The organism is Thalassovita litoralis (assembly GCF_900182725.1).
In the GTDB taxonomy this organism is placed as follows: domain Bacteria; phylum Pseudomonadota; class Alphaproteobacteria; order Rhodobacterales; family Rhodobacteraceae; genus Thalassobius; species Thalassobius litoralis.
The window spans coordinates 314,567-330,810 of record NZ_FXTO01000001.1 but is presented as its reverse complement, the minus strand read 5'-3'; the positions used below and the strand labels follow the sequence as shown (position 1 = coordinate 330,810).

At 59.7% G+C, this 16,244-nt stretch carries 18 protein-coding genes and 1 riboswitch; of the genes, 7 read left to right on the top strand and 11 right to left on the bottom strand.

All coding sequences use genetic code 11. The annotated features are described in order from the left end of the window. The first annotated feature begins 8 nt into the window (after positions 1 to 8). Complete coding sequence (locus tag FN828_RS01600) at positions 9 to 1,058, top strand: 2Fe-2S iron-sulfur cluster-binding protein (protein WP_142491628.1); 1,050 nt, start codon at positions 9 to 11, stop codon at positions 1,056 to 1,058. An 87-nt stretch (positions 1,059 to 1,145) separates the two neighbouring features. Here FN828_RS01600 and FN828_RS01595 read toward each other — a convergent pair whose 3' ends face one another. Genes FN828_RS01595 through FN828_RS01585 form a run of 3 tightly spaced genes read right to left on the bottom strand, consistent with a single transcriptional unit; the run spans position 1,146 to position 3,192 of the window. After that, positions 1,146 to 1,949: an SDH family Clp fold serine proteinase gene (locus FN828_RS01595; RefSeq protein WP_142491627.1), complete on the bottom strand. Its 804-nt coding sequence runs from the start codon at positions 1,947 to 1,949 to the stop codon at positions 1,146 to 1,148. Between the two features lie 47 nt (positions 1,950 to 1,996). Continuing rightward, positions 1,997 to 2,440 (bottom strand): DUF1810 domain-containing protein, encoded by a 444-nt coding sequence (locus tag FN828_RS01590; protein WP_142491626.1) that lies wholly within the window; start codon positions 2,438 to 2,440, stop codon positions 1,997 to 1,999. Then, entirely contained in the window at positions 2,437 to 3,192 is a 756-nt protein-coding gene (locus FN828_RS01585) for a class II aldolase and adducin N-terminal domain-containing protein (protein ID WP_142491625.1), read from the bottom strand. The genes FN828_RS01590 and FN828_RS01585 overlap by 4 nt, the downstream gene beginning before the upstream one ends. Positions 3,193 to 3,406: 214 nt before the next feature. On the opposite strand from FN828_RS01585, the gene FN828_RS01580 reads away from it, so the two are divergent. From FN828_RS01580 to FN828_RS01570, 3 genes are all read left to right on the top strand, one after another. Continuing rightward, positions 3,407 to 4,888, top strand: a complete 1,482-nt coding sequence (locus tag FN828_RS01580; RefSeq protein WP_142491624.1) for an AMP nucleosidase — start codon at positions 3,407 to 3,409, stop codon at positions 4,886 to 4,888. A gap of 134 nt (positions 4,889 to 5,022) precedes the next feature. Then, positions 5,023 to 5,310 (top strand): HU family DNA-binding protein, encoded by a 288-nt coding sequence (locus FN828_RS01575; RefSeq protein WP_142491623.1) that lies wholly within the window; start codon positions 5,023 to 5,025, stop codon positions 5,308 to 5,310. Between the two features lie 72 nt (positions 5,311 to 5,382). Next, a complete protein-coding gene (locus FN828_RS01570; RefSeq protein WP_142491622.1) occupies positions 5,383 to 6,255 on the top strand; it encodes a DMT family transporter in 873 nt (290 codons plus the stop codon). Between the two features lie 99 nt (positions 6,256 to 6,354). On the opposite strand, the gene FN828_RS01565 is transcribed toward FN828_RS01570, so the two are convergent. Genes FN828_RS01565 through aroC form a run of 3 tightly spaced genes read right to left on the bottom strand, consistent with a single transcriptional unit; the run spans position 6,355 to position 9,054 of the window. Continuing rightward, the gene (locus FN828_RS01565; RefSeq protein ID WP_142491621.1) at positions 6,355 to 7,299 is read right to left on the bottom strand and encodes an AEC family transporter; all 945 of its coding nucleotides are present in this window, start codon (positions 7,297 to 7,299) and stop codon (positions 6,355 to 6,357) included. 1 nt (position 7,300) lies between these two features. Further along, the gene (locus tag FN828_RS01560; RefSeq protein ID WP_142491620.1) at positions 7,301 to 7,951 is read right to left on the bottom strand and encodes an HD domain-containing protein; all 651 of its coding nucleotides are present in this window, start codon (positions 7,949 to 7,951) and stop codon (positions 7,301 to 7,303) included. Continuing rightward, complete coding sequence (gene aroC / locus FN828_RS01555) at positions 7,951 to 9,054, bottom strand: chorismate synthase (protein ID WP_142491619.1); 1,104 nt, start codon at positions 9,052 to 9,054, stop codon at positions 7,951 to 7,953. Before aroC ends, FN828_RS01560 begins: the two co-directional genes overlap by 1 nt. 91 nt (positions 9,055 to 9,145) lie before the next feature. Then, positions 9,146 to 9,244: riboswitch (TPP riboswitch) on the top strand. A 33-nt stretch (positions 9,245 to 9,277) separates the two neighbouring features. On the opposite strand from aroC, the gene thiB reads away from it, so the two are divergent. From thiB to FN828_RS01540, 3 genes are read left to right on the top strand one after another with little or no spacing between them, the layout of a single operon-like run. Beyond that, entirely contained in the window at positions 9,278 to 10,255 is a 978-nt protein-coding gene (gene thiB / locus FN828_RS01550; RefSeq protein ID WP_142491618.1) for a thiamine ABC transporter substrate binding subunit, read from the top strand. Then, a complete protein-coding gene (locus FN828_RS01545) occupies positions 10,231 to 11,784 on the top strand; it encodes a thiamine/thiamine pyrophosphate ABC transporter permease ThiP (RefSeq protein WP_142491617.1) in 1,554 nt (517 codons plus the stop codon). The genes thiB and FN828_RS01545 overlap by 25 nt, the downstream gene beginning before the upstream one ends. Beyond that, the gene (locus FN828_RS01540) at positions 11,771 to 12,490 is read left to right on the top strand and encodes a thiamine ABC transporter ATP-binding protein (RefSeq protein WP_142491616.1); all 720 of its coding nucleotides are present in this window, start codon (positions 11,771 to 11,773) and stop codon (positions 12,488 to 12,490) included. Before FN828_RS01545 ends, FN828_RS01540 begins: the two co-directional genes overlap by 14 nt. 46 nt (positions 12,491 to 12,536) lie before the next feature. On the opposite strand, the gene FN828_RS01535 is transcribed toward FN828_RS01540, so the two are convergent. From FN828_RS01535 to FN828_RS01515, 5 genes are all read right to left on the bottom strand, one after another. Further along, complete coding sequence (locus tag FN828_RS01535) at positions 12,537 to 12,746, bottom strand: Trm112 family protein (RefSeq protein ID WP_142491615.1); 210 nt, start codon at positions 12,744 to 12,746, stop codon at positions 12,537 to 12,539. Beyond that, positions 12,743 to 13,399 (bottom strand): LON peptidase substrate-binding domain-containing protein, encoded by a 657-nt coding sequence (locus FN828_RS01530; protein ID WP_142491614.1) that lies wholly within the window; start codon positions 13,397 to 13,399, stop codon positions 12,743 to 12,745. Before FN828_RS01530 ends, FN828_RS01535 begins: the two co-directional genes overlap by 4 nt. Before the next feature lie 27 nt (positions 13,400 to 13,426). Continuing rightward, positions 13,427 to 14,356, bottom strand: coding sequence for a thioredoxin family protein (locus FN828_RS01525; RefSeq protein ID WP_142491613.1), 930 nt, complete (start codon positions 14,354 to 14,356; stop codon positions 13,427 to 13,429). Between the two features lie 83 nt (positions 14,357 to 14,439). Continuing rightward, entirely contained in the window at positions 14,440 to 15,228 is a 789-nt protein-coding gene (locus FN828_RS01520; protein WP_142491612.1) for an exodeoxyribonuclease III, read from the bottom strand. Positions 15,229 to 15,302: 74 nt separating this feature from the next. Further along, complete coding sequence (locus FN828_RS01515; protein WP_185958901.1) at positions 15,303 to 16,166, bottom strand: DMT family transporter; 864 nt, start codon at positions 16,164 to 16,166, stop codon at positions 15,303 to 15,305. Positions 16,167 to 16,244: the final 78 nt, after the last annotated feature.

Below are 16,244 nucleotides of genomic sequence, written 5' to 3'. Positions count from 1 at the left end.
CTGGCGAAATGTTTCATCAGTTGACCATCCAAGACGTGCGGCAGGAAACGCCGGATTCCGTGGCGATCACCTTTGACGTGCCGGGCGAATTGAACGGGGCGTTTGACTGGAAGCCGGGGCAATACCTGACCCTGCGTACAGAAATCGGGGGCGAAGATTTGCGCCGATCCTATTCTATCGCCAGCTTGCCGGGTAAACCGCTGAGCGTAGGGGTGAAGAAGGTCGACGATGGGGTGTTTTCCACCTTTGCCCAGGGATTGAAGGCTGGCGATGTTATTCAGGTCATGCCACCCGAAGGCCGGTTTTGCCCGCGTGACGAGGCGCAACTGGTGTTGATCGCCGCGGGATCGGGCATCACGCCGATGGTGTCGATTGCGGCGAACGCGCTGGAGCAGGGACACGAGGTCACGCTGGTCTATGGCAATCGCGCCACTGGCAGTATCATGTTCCGCGATGCGTTGGATGCGTTCAAAGACCGCTACACAGATCGGTTTACGCTGATCCATATCCTAAGCCGTGAACCGCAGGATGTGGACCTGCTGAACGGGCGGATCACCGGGGAAAAGGTGGCGGCTTTGGGCCGTGCCGGCGCGATTGATCTGGCGGGTGCGAACGGGGTGTATCTGTGTGGGCCGGGCGACATGATCGACGACGTGGCCGCAACATTGGAAGCCGAAGGCGTCGCGAAAGAGGCGATCCATTTTGAACGGTTCTTCCAAGACGGTGAACAACCGCGTGCGCCCAAATCCGCCGCTGCCGAAGCCGCCGCTGAAAATGGCGTCACGGTCGAGGTTATTCTGGACGGCACCCGCCGCGTGTTTGAATTCGATGCACAGGATGACACGGTTCTGGATGCTGCGGCGCGTCATGGCTTGGAGCTTCCTTATTCCTGCAAGGGCGGTATGTGCTGCACCTGCCGCTGCAAAGTCGAAGAAGGCAGCGCCGAAATGGCGGTGAACTATTCGCTGGAACCGTGGGAGCTGGAGGCAGGTTTTACCCTTGGCTGTCAGGCACGACCGACCAGTGAAAAGCTGGTTCTGGATTTCGACGCGGCCTGAGCCTGTTGCGATACAAACAGGCTCTTTCTTGGGGAAAATATCCTCGGGGGGAGAGGCCGAAGGCCGAGGGGGGCAGACAGCCCCCCTTTATTTTCGTGGTAGATATTCCACGCCGCCCTGTTTGTTGGCGGGTTGCGGATATAATTTCATCAGGTCCATCACTTCGACAGGCATATCCGTGCTGACAGGCAGGCCCATGTCCTGCGCTTCCTCGGCGGAAATTGGGTAATCATGGGTCCATTGCCCTGACGATAATTGTTCGGCCACCTTTTCGGCCTTGTCCTTGGGCATATGGCTGGTCAGCAGCGAAACCGCCTCGTCCCAGACCTGATTCAGCGCCTTTTGTGCCATATCGGCCATCAGCAGGGTTTCATCCTCGACCTTTTCAGGGGATTTTTGCACCACGACGGACAGGATCGACGCGGCGGGGCGGTCCCCTAATTGTGGGTCAATCGGGCCAAGAACGGCGTGGCGGTTCATGATGATCTGATCCGCCGCCAGCGCCATCAGCGTACCGCCGGACATGGCGTAATGCGGGACCAGAACGCGTACATCGGATTTGTGTTTGCGCAGGGCGCGGCTGATTTGCGTGGCGGCCAGAACCATCCCGCCGGGGGTGTGCAGCACCAGATCAATCGGGGTGCTATCATCGGTGTTGTCGATCACCCGCAGGATTTGTTCGCTGTCCTGCACGTCGATATAGCGGACCAGCGGAAAGCCCAGCAGGCTCATGGTTTCCTGCCGGTGAACCAGCACGATCACACGGCTGCCGCGTTTTTTCTGGATTTCTTCGATCTTGCGCTGGCGCAGGGTTTCCTGAAGCCGCTTCATCAGTGCCGGTTGCAGTGCGGTGAACAGGATAAACAGCCAGATCAGGTTCATGTAATCCATCGGGGTCTCCGCAGTCTGCTCTTGCCGGGCAGAGTGGACCGCCCCCGTCAGCCGTGCAAGCCCTGATCCAGAAGCGCCAGTGTTTTCGGGCAGGGCTGACCATCATAAAACTGGTCCAACACCTGCGCGAAAACCAAGGGGGCATCAGGCAGCCGGGCGAATAGCGTGGCGCAACTGCGCAGCTTTCTGGCGTCAATCGGCCCAAGGATGTTCTGGGCCGGAATACCCGTATGGGTCAGCATCAGATCACACATATGGATCAGTCGCGGCCCCAGAACCGGATCAGCCAGATAGGCCGCTGCTTCCCCGATACCGTCCAACCCGTAAAGCTGAGCAAAATTCGACTGGCCCAGCCCACGCAGTTGCGGAAAAACATACCACATCCAATGGCTTGTTTTCTTGCCCTGCCGAATTTCACGCTCGGCATCTGCATAGTTGCGGGACTGCGCCAGTATAAACCGATGCAGGTCGTCTGGGGCTGGCAGGCTCATGTGGCGTAGTTCGATCCTTCTTCGTCAAGGATAGCTTTTAGTTCGGCCAGATGGCGGATGTCCTGTTCTGGATAGGTTTCCAGTTCTTGCGCGGTTTTTTCGGCCACATCATCCGACAAAACCCGCAGGGGCTGGCCGGTTTGCAGGGCGCGGATATAGGTTTCTGCCGCCCGCTCAAAATAATACAGCCGGTTAAAGGTTTCGGCCACAGTATCGCCGATCACCATGACGCCGTGATTGCCCATGATCAGCACTTTTTTCTTTGGGTCCGCCAGCAGGGTCGCACAACGCGCGCCTTCGTCCTCGAACGCCAGACCGCCGTAATTGTCATCAATCACATAGCGGTTAAAGAAGGTCGCACAGTTCTGATCAATCGGGGGCAGGCGGCTGTCGGCCAGTGATGCCAAAACCGTGGCGTGGATCGAATGCACGTGCATGGCGCAGCGGGCATGGGAACATAGCCGATGCAACCCGCCATGCAGCCCCCAAGCGGTTGGATCGGGGGCATTCGGACCTTTCAGCGTGTCTGGGTCGTTGGCATCCACCACGATCAGGTCACTGGCCCGGATGCGGGCAAAATGCATTTGGTTGGGGTTCATCAGGAACCGGGTGCCGTCGTCATTGATGGCAAGGCTGAAATGGTTTGCCACCGACTCGTGCATGTTCAGGCGGGCGGTCCAGCGGAACGCCGCAGCCAGATCCACCCGTTCCTGCCAGTTTTCGATATTGGGCTGAAGTTGGGTCACGCTCATGGTCTGGCCTTTCTGTTGGGGTTTGGCGCACTGTGGCACAGGGCGAACCATCGGGCCACAGTTTGCGGCGGCTTTATGAGTGGTGGATGTCGCTTTGCATATAGAATGGGCTGATTGCCAGACACGGTTTCTTCATCCATTTGTGGTGCGGTGCCGGTCATGGTTGAACCCGGCCCGAACCCGTGCCAACGTCTGATAAAAAAGGACAGCCTTGATGACGCCCTGCCTGCAAAATCCCCGGATCGAAACACCGGATTTGCCCGCACCCGAAGCCTTTACCGATGCCAAGGCTGCCGTGGATCGTCTGGAGGCGCTGTATAACGGCGCAGTGGCCTTTTTGTCGGACCGTTTTAATGCGGCGATGGCGGCGGGGGATGCCGATGCCCGATACCGCGCCTATTACCCCGAGGTGCGGATTACCACGACCAGCTTTGCCAAGGTCGATTCCCGGCTTAGCTTTGGCCATGTCGCTGAACCCGGCACCTATGCCACGACCGTCACGCGCCCGGATTTGTTTCGCTATTATCTGGAACAGCAGATTGGTCTGTTGATTCATAATCATGGGGTTCCTGTGATCGTGGGCGTGTCCGATACGCCAATGCCGGTTCATTTCGCCATGGCGAACGAGGCGGCGACCGTGCCACAGGAAGGTGCCGCGTCCTTTACCCTGCGCGATGTGTTCGATGTGCCAGACCTGACCACAACAAACGATGACATCGTGAATGGCACCTATCAGGTGCCTGCCGACGGCACCCGGCCCTTGGCCCCGTTTACCGCGCAACGGGTGGATTATTCTCTGGCCCGTCTGGCGCATTACACCGCGACCGACCCAAAGCATTTCCAGAACCATGTTCTGTTCACCAATTACCAGTTCTATGTGTCTGAATTCGAGGCCTATGCCCGGCGGATGCTGGCGGACCCGGACAGCGGGTATACGGCGTTTGTGTCCACTGGAAATGCCCAGATCACAGGACCGGATGATCCGCTGCCGCCGTCGGAAAAGATGCCGCAAATGCCAGCCTATCACCTGAAACGTCGGCATGGGGCCGGAATCACGCTGGTGAATATCGGGGTGGGTCCGTCCAACGCGAAAACCGCGACGGATCATATTGCGGTGTTGCGGCCCCATGCGTGGATTATGGTGGGGCATTGCGCCGGGTTGCGGGCATCGCAATCGCTGGGGGATTTCGTGCTCGCCCATGCCTATCTGCGCGAGGACAAGGTGCTGGATGACGATCTTCCGGTGTGGGTGCCTGTTCCGGCGCTGGCGGAAATTCAGATCGCGCTGGAAACTGCCGTAGCTGAAGAAACCGCGCTGGAAGGGTATGACCTGAAACGGGTCATGCGTACTGGCACCGTGGCCAGTCTGGACAATCGCAACTGGGAATTGCGGGACCATACCGGCCCGGTGCAACGCCTAAGCCAAAGTCGCGCCGTGGCGCTGGACATGGAAAGCGCCACCATCGCCGCCAATGGATTCCGGTTCCGGGTTCCATACGGCACGTTGCTATGTGTCAGCGATAAGCCGCTGCATGGCGAACTGAAACTGCCCGGTATGGCCAGCGATTTTTATAAAACACAGGTATCGCGGCATTTGCTGATTGGCATTCGGTCGATGGAGCGGTTAAGAGACATGCCGCTGGAACGTATTCACAGTCGGAAACTGCGTAGCTTCGACGAGACAGCGTTTCTGTGACTTCGCGTCAATCCGCCCATAGGGCATGTTTTTATGGGGTTTCGGACCACAATTCGTTGTGTTCCCCCACGACATACAGTTAAATACGCGCCAATGAGGCCCAAGAAATCGGGCAATGTAAGGAGAATAAAAAAATGACCAAACCGATGACCAAGACTCAGCTGGTTGCTGCTCTGGCCGAGGAAATGGGCAGCGAGAAGAAAGCGGCTTCGGCTGCGCTGGATGCAATCACTGCGATCATCACCCGCGAAGTCGCCGGTGGCGGTGCCGTGACCCTGCCGGGCATTGGTAAAATCTATTGCCGCGAACGCCCCGAGCGTATGGTGCGCAACCCCGCCACCAACGAACAGATCAAGAAAGAAGCCGACAAGGTCGTGAAAATGACGATCGCAAAAGCGCTGAAAGACAGCGTGAACGGCTAAGCTTGCATCTGACGTGAGTTTACGAAAGGGTCGCCCCGAACAGGCGGCCCTTTTTGCATTCGGAGGTTATGGGTGGATATTCGCGCGATCGGTATGGGGCTGGCCTTTGCCCTGATGTGGTCTTCGGCCTTTACCTCGGCTCGGGTGATCGTGGCCTATGCGCCACCGATGGCATCCCTGTCGTTGCGGTTTTTGGTGTCAGGGATATTGGGCGTGGCGATTGCGTTGGCCTTGGGTCAGACGTTTCGGCTGACACGGGCGCAATGGCGGGCCACGATTATTTTTGGGGTATGCCAGAACGCGTTGTATCTGGGCCTGAATTTCATTGCCATGCAAACGGTCGAGGCAGGGTTGGCTTCTATCGTGGCGTCGACCATGCCGCTGATGGTGGCGCTGGCCGGTTGGGTGGTGTTCCGGGATAAACTGCCCCTGATGGGTGTGATCGGTTTGGGGTTGGGCATTATCGGCGTTGTGCTGATCATGGGGGCTCGTCTGGAAGGTGGCGTTGACCGCACCGGATTGGCGCTGTGCTTCATGGGCGCGGCGGCGCTGACTGTCGCCACGCTATCGGTGCGCGGGGCATCTTCGGGCGGGAACGTGATGATGATCGTGGGTTTGCAGATGATGGTCGGCGCTGTCTGTCTGGCTCTGGCTTCGGCGGTGTTTGAAACGATACATGTGACCTGGAACTGGCAGTTGGTGGTGGCGTTCCTGTACACCACGCTGGTGCCGGGTTTGGCTGCGACATGGGTTTGGTTCACGCTGGTGAACCACATTGGCGCGATCAAGGCGGCAACCTTCCACTTTCTGAACCCGTTTTTCGGTGTTGCCATTGCGGCGGTGTTGCTGGGGGAAACCTTGGGGGTATTGGATGTTGTCGGTGTGGTGATCATTGCGGCAGGGATTCTGGCGGTGCAACTGTCTCGGCAAACGCCGAAGGGCTGAGGGTGCCGCAAAATTCTTGGAAAGAATTTTGACCGGAAAATTTGCAATTTTCCGGGCCTCCGGCAGGAGTATTTGGGATCAGAAAGAAGCCCGTTTGTATCAGGTCAGCCAACCCAGCAAGGCGGACAGGGTGAAGAATGCGGCTGTTGTGGCGCTTAGCAGCGCGATAGAGGCCAAGCCTTCGTGTCCGTATTCCTGGGCCAGCACCGTGTAGATGCCAAACATTGGCATCGCGGCGGACAGGATCAATGCAGTGTGCATATCACCCGTTACGGCGGGCAGGCCCAGCATCGGCAGCAGGATCGCTGCGCCGAAAACCAGCGCGGGGTGCAGCACCAGCTTGCCCAGTGTGATTTGAGTGGCCAGTCCTGTATTGCCCTTCATCGGCAGGCCGACCAGCGACCCACCGATCACAAACAGGGCCAAGGCCGATGATGACGCCGCCAGCATATCCAGCAGCCGGTTGGCCGCATCGGGCAATTCCAGCCCGGACAGCATCAGTGCAAATCCTGCGATTAGTCCGATGACCATCGGGCGTTTCAGAACGGACAGGAACAGGCCGCGTAGCATTTTGCCGATTGAATGGTGGTCTTCCTTGCGGGACAGTTCCAGCAGGACCAGGCAGACCGGGATCAGAAAGAAATTTTCGATCACGAAATTCAGGGCAAGGATAACGCCTGCCTTGTCCTGAAACAGCAGCAGCATCACCGGAAAACCGACATAGCCGGAATTGGGGCAGCTTGATCCCATTGCGCCAATCGCGCGGCGGGCGGGGCCAATCCCCTGCGCGGCAAAGACCAGATAGCTGATGGCAATGGTCGCCAGCCCGCCTGCCAGAAAGGCGGACATGTAGCCGATATTCAGCACCTCGGACAGATCACGCTTGCCCACGGCGGAAAACAGCAGTGCGGGCAGGGCGATGTTCAGGACGTATTTCCCAAGAACACGCATATCCGATGCCGCAAAAACCCCGGCGCGGGTGGTGCCGTAGCCAAGGGCGATGGCTGCGAAAATCGGAAAGGTGATGGTCAGAATATCCAGCATATCAAATCCAGTGGGTCGGGGCTTGGGTGCCGATTTCATCGGCCAGATCGGTCAGAAAACGGTGCATGGTTGCCAGCCTTTTCTGTGCGATCCGGCGGCCTGTTTCGGTTTGCATGTCATCGGGCAGGCGCAGCAGTTTCCGCGGCCAGTGATCCAACGCGAATTGGGTGTCATTCGCGTCTCGCGTCCGGGCAAAGGGATCGTCGGCATCATAAAGCGGACGGTTCAGCGCGCCAGATACGGCAAAGGCACGGGCGATCCCGATTGCCCCCAGCGCATCCAGTCGATCCGCATCGCGCAGAATGCGGGCCGTGTCTGTTTCAGGCTCTATTCCAGCGGAAAAGCTGTGTGCGGCAATGGCGTGGGTGGTTTCTGCGATTTCATTTTCAGGAAAACCCAGCGCCTGCAAATGCGACACGGCAGCCTGTGCGGACAGGGCCGAGGCCTGCGCACGGTTCGGTGCGTTTTTGGGCAGGTTGACCAGATCGTGCAGATAGGCGGCGGCCAATAGCGGGCGGGATGTGCCACCCATATCCGCCGCAATGATCCGGCAGTTTTCCCAAACCCGATCCAGATGCGGCAGATCATGGGCGGCATCCTGCGCCATGTCCCGTTGCGCAATCTGGCGCAGGGCGTGGCGCAAAGTGTGCATTACCCGATCTTTCCGCGATTTTCCCCGATCTGGCCGCGATGTAGCAGCAAATGATCCAGAATAATGCAAGCCATCATCGCCTCGCCCACCGGGACGGCGCGGATGCCGACACAAGGATCGTGGCGGCCCTTGGTGATGATTTCGGCGGCCTGACCGGATTTGGTGATGGTCTGGCGGGTTTTCAGGATGGAACTGGTGGGTTTCACCGCAAAGCGCACCACCAGATCCTGTCCGGTGGAAATGCCGCCCAGAATGCCGCCCGCGTGGTTTGACGAATAGACGGGCTGCCCGTCATTGCCCATGAAAATTTCGTCAGCGTTATCTTCGCCGGTCAGGCAGGCGGCGTTCATGCCCTCGCCGATTTCCACGCCCTTCACGGCGTTGATCGACATCATCGCGGCGGCCAGATCGGTGTCCAGCTTGCCATAGATCGGAGCGCCCAGCCCGGCGGGAACGCCACGGGCCACAACCTCGACCACGGCCCCGACGGAATTGCCGGATTTGCGTAGCGCATCCATGTAAGTGGCCCATTCATCCGCCGCCGTAGCATCAGGGCACCAGAACGGGTTCTGTTCGATCTGATCCCAGTCGAACCGATCACGGTCAATTTTATGCGGGCCGATCTGGGTCATGTAGCCCTTGATTTCCACACCGGGTATCAGCGATTTAAGCGCCTCGCGTGCGACACCCCCGGCAGCCACCCGTGCCGCTGTTTCGCGGGCCGAGGAACGACCGCCCCCGCGATAGTCACGGATGCCGTATTTCTGCCAATAGGTAATATCGGCATGGCCGGGGCGGAATTTTTCGGCGATGTCGCCGTAATCCTTGGATCGCTGATCGGTGTTTTCGATCATCAACTGAATGGGGGTGCCGGTGGATACGCCCTCGAACACGCCAGACAGGATTTTTACCGCGTCGGGTTCGCGCCGCTGGGTGGTGTATTTGTTCTGCCCCGGTTTGCGCCGGTCCAGCCATTCCTGAAGCATCGCAGGGTCCAGCGTCACGCCCGGCGGGCAGCCGTCCACCGTAGCCCCAAGCGCGGGACCGTGGCTTTCGCCCCAAGTGGTGACGCGGAAAAGATGACCGAATGTGTTCATGCTCATTGGGGCGCTCCTTTGCTGGTTGGAATAGCGGGGCGCGGGGGGCTTCTCAAGCGGTTTTGCCTTGATCGGGGTCGGGGTGGGCGCTAGGTGTCATCGCACCTCGGGGTGCCTGCGTGGCTGAGATGCAAATTGCGAACCCGTTGAACCTGATCCGGTTAAGACCGGCGGAGGGAAGGTTTGGGGTTTTCCCGACTGCTCCGCCCGTCGCAGTTAGGAGGATACCGTGAAGTATCTTGCACTTGCTTCGGGACTGATCGCCGCCACCGCCGCTGTGGCCGATACGCCCGTTCTGACGATTTACACCTATGACAGCTTTATTTCCGATTGGGGGCCGGGGCCTGCCGTGGAAAAGGCGTTCGAGGCGGAATGTGCCTGTGATCTGCAATTCGTGGGCGCGGGCGATGGTGCGGCGCTGCTGGGACGCCTGAAACTGGAAGGCGCGCGGACGCAGGCGGATATTGTACTGGGGCTGGACACCACCCTGACCCATGACGCCATCGCAACCGGGCTGTTTGCGCCTCATTCGGTCAGCGCCAGCTATGACCTGCCGGTTACATGGGATGATGCCTATTTCGTGCCTTATGACTGGGGATATTTCGCCTTTGTCAAAAACGCCGATCAGGATGGGCCGTCGAATTTCCGGGAATTGGCCGACAGCCCGTTGAAAATCGTGATTCAGGACCCGCGCAGTTCTACTCCCGGTCTGGGGCTGCTGATGTGGGTGAAAGCCGCCTATGGGGATCAGGCGCCAGCCATTTGGCAGGGCTTGGCCGACAATATCGTGACCGTGACCAAAGGCTGGTCCGAAGCTTATGGCCTGTTCCTAGAGGGTGAGGCGGACATGGTGCTGTCTTACACCACGTCCCCGGCGTATCACCTGATTGCCGAACAGGATGACAGCAAGGCTGCCGCTGCCTTTGATGAAGGTCATTATATGCAGATCGAAGTTGCGGGCAAAGTTGCTGCAACCGATCAGCCCGAATTGGCGGATAAGTTTCTGGCCTTCATGGTGTCGGATGCGTTTCAGTCGATCATTCCCACGACGAACTGGATGTATCCGGCTGTGATCCCTGCGGACGGATTGCCGAAGGGGTTTGAAACCCTGATCCACCCGGCGAAATCGCTGATCGTTCCGGTGGATATGGCCGATGCGGTGCGTGCGCAGGCATTGGAAGAATGGCTAACCGCCCTGTCGCAATAAGACGGGCGCTGCCCGGTGCGTTGGCCGCGGCCTGTGTCGCGGCCTTTGTTGCGTCTGCGCTGGGGGCAGTGTTGTGGTTTGCGGGCGGCGGCGGTTGGCCGGATGCTGCGGATTGGGCGGCGCTGCGGTTTACCGTGATGCAGGCGGGGCTGTCGGCTGTGTTCAGCGTGACCCTGGCGATCCCGGTCGCGCGGGCCTTGGCGCGGCGCAGCTTTCCCTTGCGCGGGGCGCTGATCGTGTTGTTAGGCGCGCCGTTTATCCTGCCGGTGATCGTGGCGGTGATGGGGCTGTTGACGGTGTTCGGGCGTAGCGGGATCGTCAGCGATTTTCTGGCATTGCTGGGCCTGCCGAAGCTGAGCATTTACGGGCTGCATGGGGTGCTTTTGGCCCATGTGTTTTTGAACCTGCCGCTGGCCACGCGTATTCTGTTGCAGGGCTGGCAGGATATTCCGGCGGAACGGTTCCGGCTGGCGGCAACGCTGGGCATGGGACCGGCACAGATACAGCGGTTTTTGGAATGGCCGATGCTGCGGGCAACGGCCCCGGCTGCCCTGCTGGCGGTGTTTGGCATGTGTCTGAACAGCTTTGCCGTGGTGCTGATGCTGGGTGGTGGGCCGAAATCCACTACGCTGGAATTGGCGATTTATCAGGCGTTCCGGTTCGATTTCGATCTGGGCCGCGCTGCCACATTGGCGGCCATTCAGGCGCTTTTGGTGGGGGGCGTCGTTTGGATCGCGCTGCGCTTTACCCGGCTTGACGGGCAGGGGGCGGGGATGGATCGCCCCCGCCATATCTGGGGGGCGGGTTCGCGTTGGTTAAGGTTGCAGGATACGTTGCTGATCGTGCTGGCGGCGCTGTTTTTGCTGGTGCCGCTGGGGGCGGTCGTGCTGCGTGGTGTGGTTGGATTGGCTGATGTGCCGCCCAGCGTCTGGGGCGCGTTCGGGGCGTCGGTTTCGGTGGCGCTGGTCTCTACGGTGCTGGCGGTCGTGGTGTCGCTTTGGGTGGCCATCGCCGCCCTGCGCTGGGGCTGGACCGAGGTATTGGCGACACTGGGCTTGTCCGTGTCGCCGCTGGTGTTGGGAACGGGGTTGTTCCTGATGGTGAACCCGTGGATCAATCCCGCGCGGCTGGCGTTTGCGGTGACGGCTTTGGTGAATGCGGTGATGCTGATCCCCTTTGCCCTGCGGGTGATTGCCCCGGCCCTGCGTGCGATCGAGGCGGATTATGGCAGGCAGGCCGACATTCTGGGGCTGACCGGCTGGGCGCGGATGCGCCTGCTGATCCTGCCCCGCGCCCGGCGGGGGCTGGGGTTTGCGGCGGGACTTGCGGCGGCGATGTCGATGGGCGATCTGGGGGTTATCGCGCTGTTTGCCGATCCACATCAGGCGACATTGCCCTTGCAAATGTACCGCCTGATGGGGGCCTACCGGATGGAGGCGGCAGCGGGTGCGGCGCTGATCCTGCTGGGGGGCAGTCTGGCCCTGTTCTGGATATTCGACCGATGGGGGCGCGGAGATGCTAAGGCTTGAAAATGTGCAGGTGGCGCAGGACGATTTCACCCTGAACGCCGATTTCACCATAGATCGCGGGGCGCGGGTGGCGGTGATCGGCCCGTCCGGGGCGGGAAAATCCACCCTGTTGAACGTGATTGCCGGGTTTCAGCCATTGACTGCGGGTCGGGTTTGGCTGAATGGGCAGGACATTACCGATCTGTCACCGGGACAACGCGGGGTGTCGATGCTGTTTCAGGATAACAACCTGTTCCCGCATCTGAGCGTGGCGCAGAATGTCGGGCTGGGGCTGCGGCCTGATCTGCGCCTGACGACCACGCAACAGGATCAGGTTCGGGCCGCGTTGGTGCAGGTTGGGTTGGGGGGCATGGGCGACAGGAAGCCCGCGCAACTGTCCGGGGGGCAGCAAAGCCGGGTGGCATTGGCGCGGGTGTTGGTGCAGCGGCGTGGCTTGGTGCTACTGGATGAACCTTTCGCGGCCTTGGGACCAGCATTGAAAATGGAAATGCTGGATCTGCTGGCGCAAGTGTTGGACGGGACCGGGGCAACGCTGTTGCTGGTCACGCATGACCCCGAAGATGCAAAGCGCATTGCCCCGCTGACGATGCTGGTGGCGGATGGTATGGCGCAAGCCCCGGTGCAGACTGCTGCCTTATTCGCGGCACCGCCTGCGGCGTTGCGGGCGTATTTGGGGGATAGTGTAGATTTGCCCCGAAATCTTTAAAAGATTTCGGTCCGCTTTCTTTTGAAGAAAGTGGTGCCCCGGTACGTCAGGCCAGTTCGCGTGCTTCATCCACCAGCATGACGGGGATACCGTTGCGGATCGGAAAGGCCAGTTTCGCGCCCTTGCTGATCAGCTCTTGCGCGTCAGCATCATATTCCAGCGGTCCGTGGGTCAACGGGCAAATCAGCGCTTCCAGCATCCGGCGATCAAATGCCGCTTCGGGGGTGGGGGCGGTTTGACTGGGCGTATCGGTCATTGCATGATCTCCTCTCCGTCGTTGCCCCCGCGCAGGGCGTATTCAATCAGGGTAACAAGCGTTTCGCGCCGCGTACACAGGCAGGGCGCTTCCAGCAAGGCCTGTTTGTCCTCGGGGTCCAGATCCAACAGCATCGACAGCGAATTGATCAGCAATTCGTCATCCGCACCTTCCAGCGTGTCCCAATCGGTTTCCAGCCCGCGTTGGGTGAAATACCGGCACAGCGCGTTCAGGAAAGGCTGTCTGTCAAATCCTTCGTCGTGTTCTTCATTGCCCAAATCGCGGTCAAATCCATCCCATGATACATGGCAGCGCCGATAGGGGGTGAAGCCTTCGACCTCGTCCACGATCCGGAACCGGGAAATCCCGGTCAGGGTGATCATGTATCGCCCGTCTTCGGTTTCTGAAAACTGCGTGACCCGACCGGCGCAACCGATCCGGTGCAGCCGGTCGCCCTGTTTGGCGGATGGGCTGCAATCGTGGCATGGCTGAACCATACCAATCATCCGCGCCGGGGATTTCAGCGCATCGTCCAGCATCGCCAGATAACGCGGTTCAAAAATATGCAGGGGCAACCGCGACCGGGGCAACAACAGCGCCCCGGTCAGCGGGAAAACCGGAATGATCTGCGGTAGGTCGAATTTCGGTGCCATGATCGGGGAAATAGCCCGTCCCGCCGCTCAGGCAAATATCATCGAGCTAAGCTTGCGCCGCCCGTTCAGCATAATGGGGTCATTCGCCTTCAACGCATCGAAAATGGTGAAAAGCTGCGCCTTGGCTGCGCCGTCGTTCCATTCGCGATCCCGGCGGAACAGGTTCAGCAATTCGTCAACGGCGTCCTGTACCTGCCCGGCAGCATGAAGCGCCTGCGCCAGATCGAAACGCGCCTGAAGGTTGGTCGGGTCGGCCTCTAGTGCGGCGCGCAATTCATCCAGCGGGCCGGTATTGGCGGCTTGGCGTGCCAGTTCCACCTGTGCGCGGACCGCTTCGATGGGGGCGGCGTGGGCGATGGCAGCAGGGACGCCGTTCAGCACGGCCTCGGCCTGATCGGGATCGTCCATCGCCAGATGGCAGCGGGCCATGCCAGCAAAGGCTTCGGCATTTTCGGGGTCTTCCTGAATTACCGCGCCAAACACTTGTGCGGCATCGGCGGCGTTGCCTTCGGTCAGCATTTCTTCGGCTGCGGCAATGGCATCGTCCAGCCCGCCGCTGGGATCGCCGCCGCCCTGTTCGATGGCCCGTTTGATGAACGCATCAATTTCCGAGGCCGGAACAGCGCCTTGGAACATGTCCACCGGGCGACCTTTGACAAATGCGACGACCGTGGGGATGGATTGCAGCGGCAGCCCTTGCTGTGCCAGCGCTTGTGCAAGCCGCTGGTTTTGATCCACGTCGATTTTTGCCATTTTCACGGCACCCTTGGCCTTGGTCACGGCGTCTTCCAGCATCGGGCCAAGCGTCCGGCACGGGCCGCACCATGTGGCCCAGAAATCCACGATCACCGGCACCTCGTTCGAGGCGTCGATCACATCGGCCATGAAGTTCGCTTCGGTTACGTCCTTGATCAGGTCGGTGGCCGGGGCGGCAGTGTTTTGTCCAAATTCCAGCATGTCAGTGTGTCCCTACGGAAACAGAATATGTTGCCCCTTATATGGAGCGTGAAAGAGAGGCGAACAACCCGTCTTGCCCGGCTTTACACATCAAAACTGGCAAAGACCGGGGCGTGATCGGATGGTTTTTCCCATCCGCGGGCAGCGCGCAGAACGCGGCTGCCGTGGCCCGCGTTGGAAATATCCGGCGTGGCCCAGACGTGATCCAGACGGCGGCCCTTGTCGGCGGTGTCCCAATCCTTTGCGCGGTAGGACCACCACGAATACAGCAGCCCTTCGGGGATGTCCTGTCGGGTGATGTCCACCCATTTCCCGGCGTCCATTACATCGGTCAGGTGTTCCACCTCGATCGGGGTGTGTGACACGATTTTCAGCAGTTGCTTATGGTTCCAAACGTCATCTTCGCGCGGGGCGATATTCAGATCGCCGACAAGGATCGCTTTTTCTGGGGCTTCTGCGTGGAACCAGTCGCGCATTTCTGTCAGGTAATCCAGCTTTTGACCGAATTTTTCATTTACATCACGGTCAGGCACATCCCCACCGGCAGGGACATAGAAATTGTGGATCGTCACCCCGTTTTCCAACCGCCCCGCTACATGGCGGGCATGGCCCAGACTGGCGAAATCCTGATCGCCCATATCTTCGATCGGCAGTTTGGACAGGATCGCCACGCCGTTATAGCCCTTTTGCCCGCGTGCAATCATGTGGTGGTATCCCAGTTCGCGGAACTGCTCCATCGGGATTTTGTCCACCGGGCTTTTGCATTCCTGCAAACACAGGACATCGGGGCCTTCTTCCGCTAGCAGCTTGCAAACGATGGGTTCGCGCAAACGGACCGAGTTGATGTTCCATGTGGCAAGCGTGAAGGGCATAGGTGTCTCCGGGTTTGGTCGGGTCCTTTGAACCATGCCCTGACGCCGATCACAACTGTTTGGGTGGATGGGCGTTATCCCCGCAGCACCAACACCACGCCCACAACGGAAATCACCATACCTAAAACCGCCCGTATTGGCATTGGTTCGCGCCCATGCAGCAGCCATGTCAGGCCCATTGTAATCAGAGGGTAGGCCGCAACAATAGGGGCCACTGTCGTGACCGATCCCAATGTCAGCGCGGTGTATAACGTCAGCAGGGCCATGCCGTTGGACATGCCGACGACAGCGAACCAGAACCGGGCGGCGCGGTCCGGTGGGGCGGTGGGGGTACGCAGGATCAGCCGAACGGCCCAGATCACCACGGTTGACCCGCAATAGGCCAGCGTGGAGGCCGCAAAGGCGTTTGGCCAATCAGCCAGCCCGATTTTCACCAGCGGTTGCGCAGCGCCCCGGAAGAACGCGGCCAGAACCGGGATCAGCAGCAGCCACAAATGATGGCGTGGGAAATGACGGACCTGCGCCGTGGTTGCCAGAAACAGCCCTATGATCACTGTGGTTACACCGATGGCCTGCATCGGTCCGGGCCAATCGCCCAGCAACAGGATTGCCAGTCCGATGGCAAAAAGCGGCGTCAAATTGCCCGCCGCCGCCGTCAAATTCGGACCTAAACGCTGATTGGACACGAAATTCAGTAACGTCACCGCCGCCGGGTAAATCAGCCCCGCCGCGAAGAAGAACAGGGCGCTTTGCGGGTGCCAGTTGCCATAATCCACCGTAACTGGCGACATGAGCAGAAACATGGCCGCACTGGTTGGCACACTGATGGATGCCCCTTGGATCGGGCTTAATCCCCGCAGGCCAAAGCGCGTTAGCACGATCCCCAGCGCGAAAAATACCGCCGAGGCGATTGAAATCAGCACAATCGCGATAGCCAACGTGTCCCCCGTCCCATTTTGCGCGTGCGCACAGATTGGGGCCACCGACGGGGCAAGGCAAGCTGAAAGCCGCACAAA

What these genes read in the sequence shown, in the direction of transcription:
- FN828_RS01540 (WP_142491616.1), top strand. Translation starts at nt 11,771, where the DNA reads ATGCTAAGGCTTGAAAATGTGCAGGTGGCGCAGGACGATTTCACCCTG.
- FN828_RS01530 (WP_142491614.1), bottom strand. Translation starts at nt 13,399, where the DNA reads ATGGCACCGAAATTCGACCTACCGCAGATCATTCCGGTTTTCCCGCTG.
- FN828_RS01565 (WP_142491621.1), bottom strand. Translation starts at nt 7,299, where the DNA reads ATGCTGGATATTCTGACCATCACCTTTCCGATTTTCGCAGCCATCGCC.
- FN828_RS01600 (WP_142491628.1), top strand. Translation starts at nt 9, where the DNA reads ATGTTTCATCAGTTGACCATCCAAGACGTGCGGCAGGAAACGCCGGAT.
- FN828_RS01590 (WP_142491626.1), bottom strand. Translation starts at nt 2,440, where the DNA reads ATGAGCCTGCCAGCCCCAGACGACCTGCATCGGTTTATACTGGCGCAG.
- FN828_RS01575 (WP_142491623.1), top strand. Translation starts at nt 5,023, where the DNA reads ATGACCAAACCGATGACCAAGACTCAGCTGGTTGCTGCTCTGGCCGAG.
- aroC (WP_142491619.1), bottom strand. Translation starts at nt 9,054, where the DNA reads ATGAGCATGAACACATTCGGTCATCTTTTCCGCGTCACCACTTGGGGC.
- FN828_RS01595 (WP_142491627.1), bottom strand. Translation starts at nt 1,949, where the DNA reads ATGGATTACATGAACCTGATCTGGCTGTTTATCCTGTTCACCGCACTG.
- FN828_RS01560 (WP_142491620.1), bottom strand. Translation starts at nt 7,951, where the DNA reads ATGCACACTTTGCGCCACGCCCTGCGCCAGATTGCGCAACGGGACATG.
- FN828_RS01580 (WP_142491624.1), top strand. Translation starts at nt 3,407, where the DNA reads ATGACGCCCTGCCTGCAAAATCCCCGGATCGAAACACCGGATTTGCCC.
- FN828_RS01585 (WP_142491625.1), bottom strand. Translation starts at nt 3,192, where the DNA reads ATGAGCGTGACCCAACTTCAGCCCAATATCGAAAACTGGCAGGAACGG.
- FN828_RS01535 (WP_142491615.1), bottom strand. Translation starts at nt 12,746, where the DNA reads ATGACCGATACGCCCAGTCAAACCGCCCCCACCCCCGAAGCGGCATTT.
- FN828_RS01545 (WP_142491617.1), top strand. Translation starts at nt 10,231, where the DNA reads ATGGCTAACCGCCCTGTCGCAATAAGACGGGCGCTGCCCGGTGCGTTG.
- FN828_RS01525 (WP_142491613.1), bottom strand. Translation starts at nt 14,356, where the DNA reads ATGCTGGAATTTGGACAAAACACTGCCGCCCCGGCCACCGACCTGATC.
- FN828_RS01520 (WP_142491612.1), bottom strand. Translation starts at nt 15,228, where the DNA reads ATGCCCTTCACGCTTGCCACATGGAACATCAACTCGGTCCGTTTGCGC.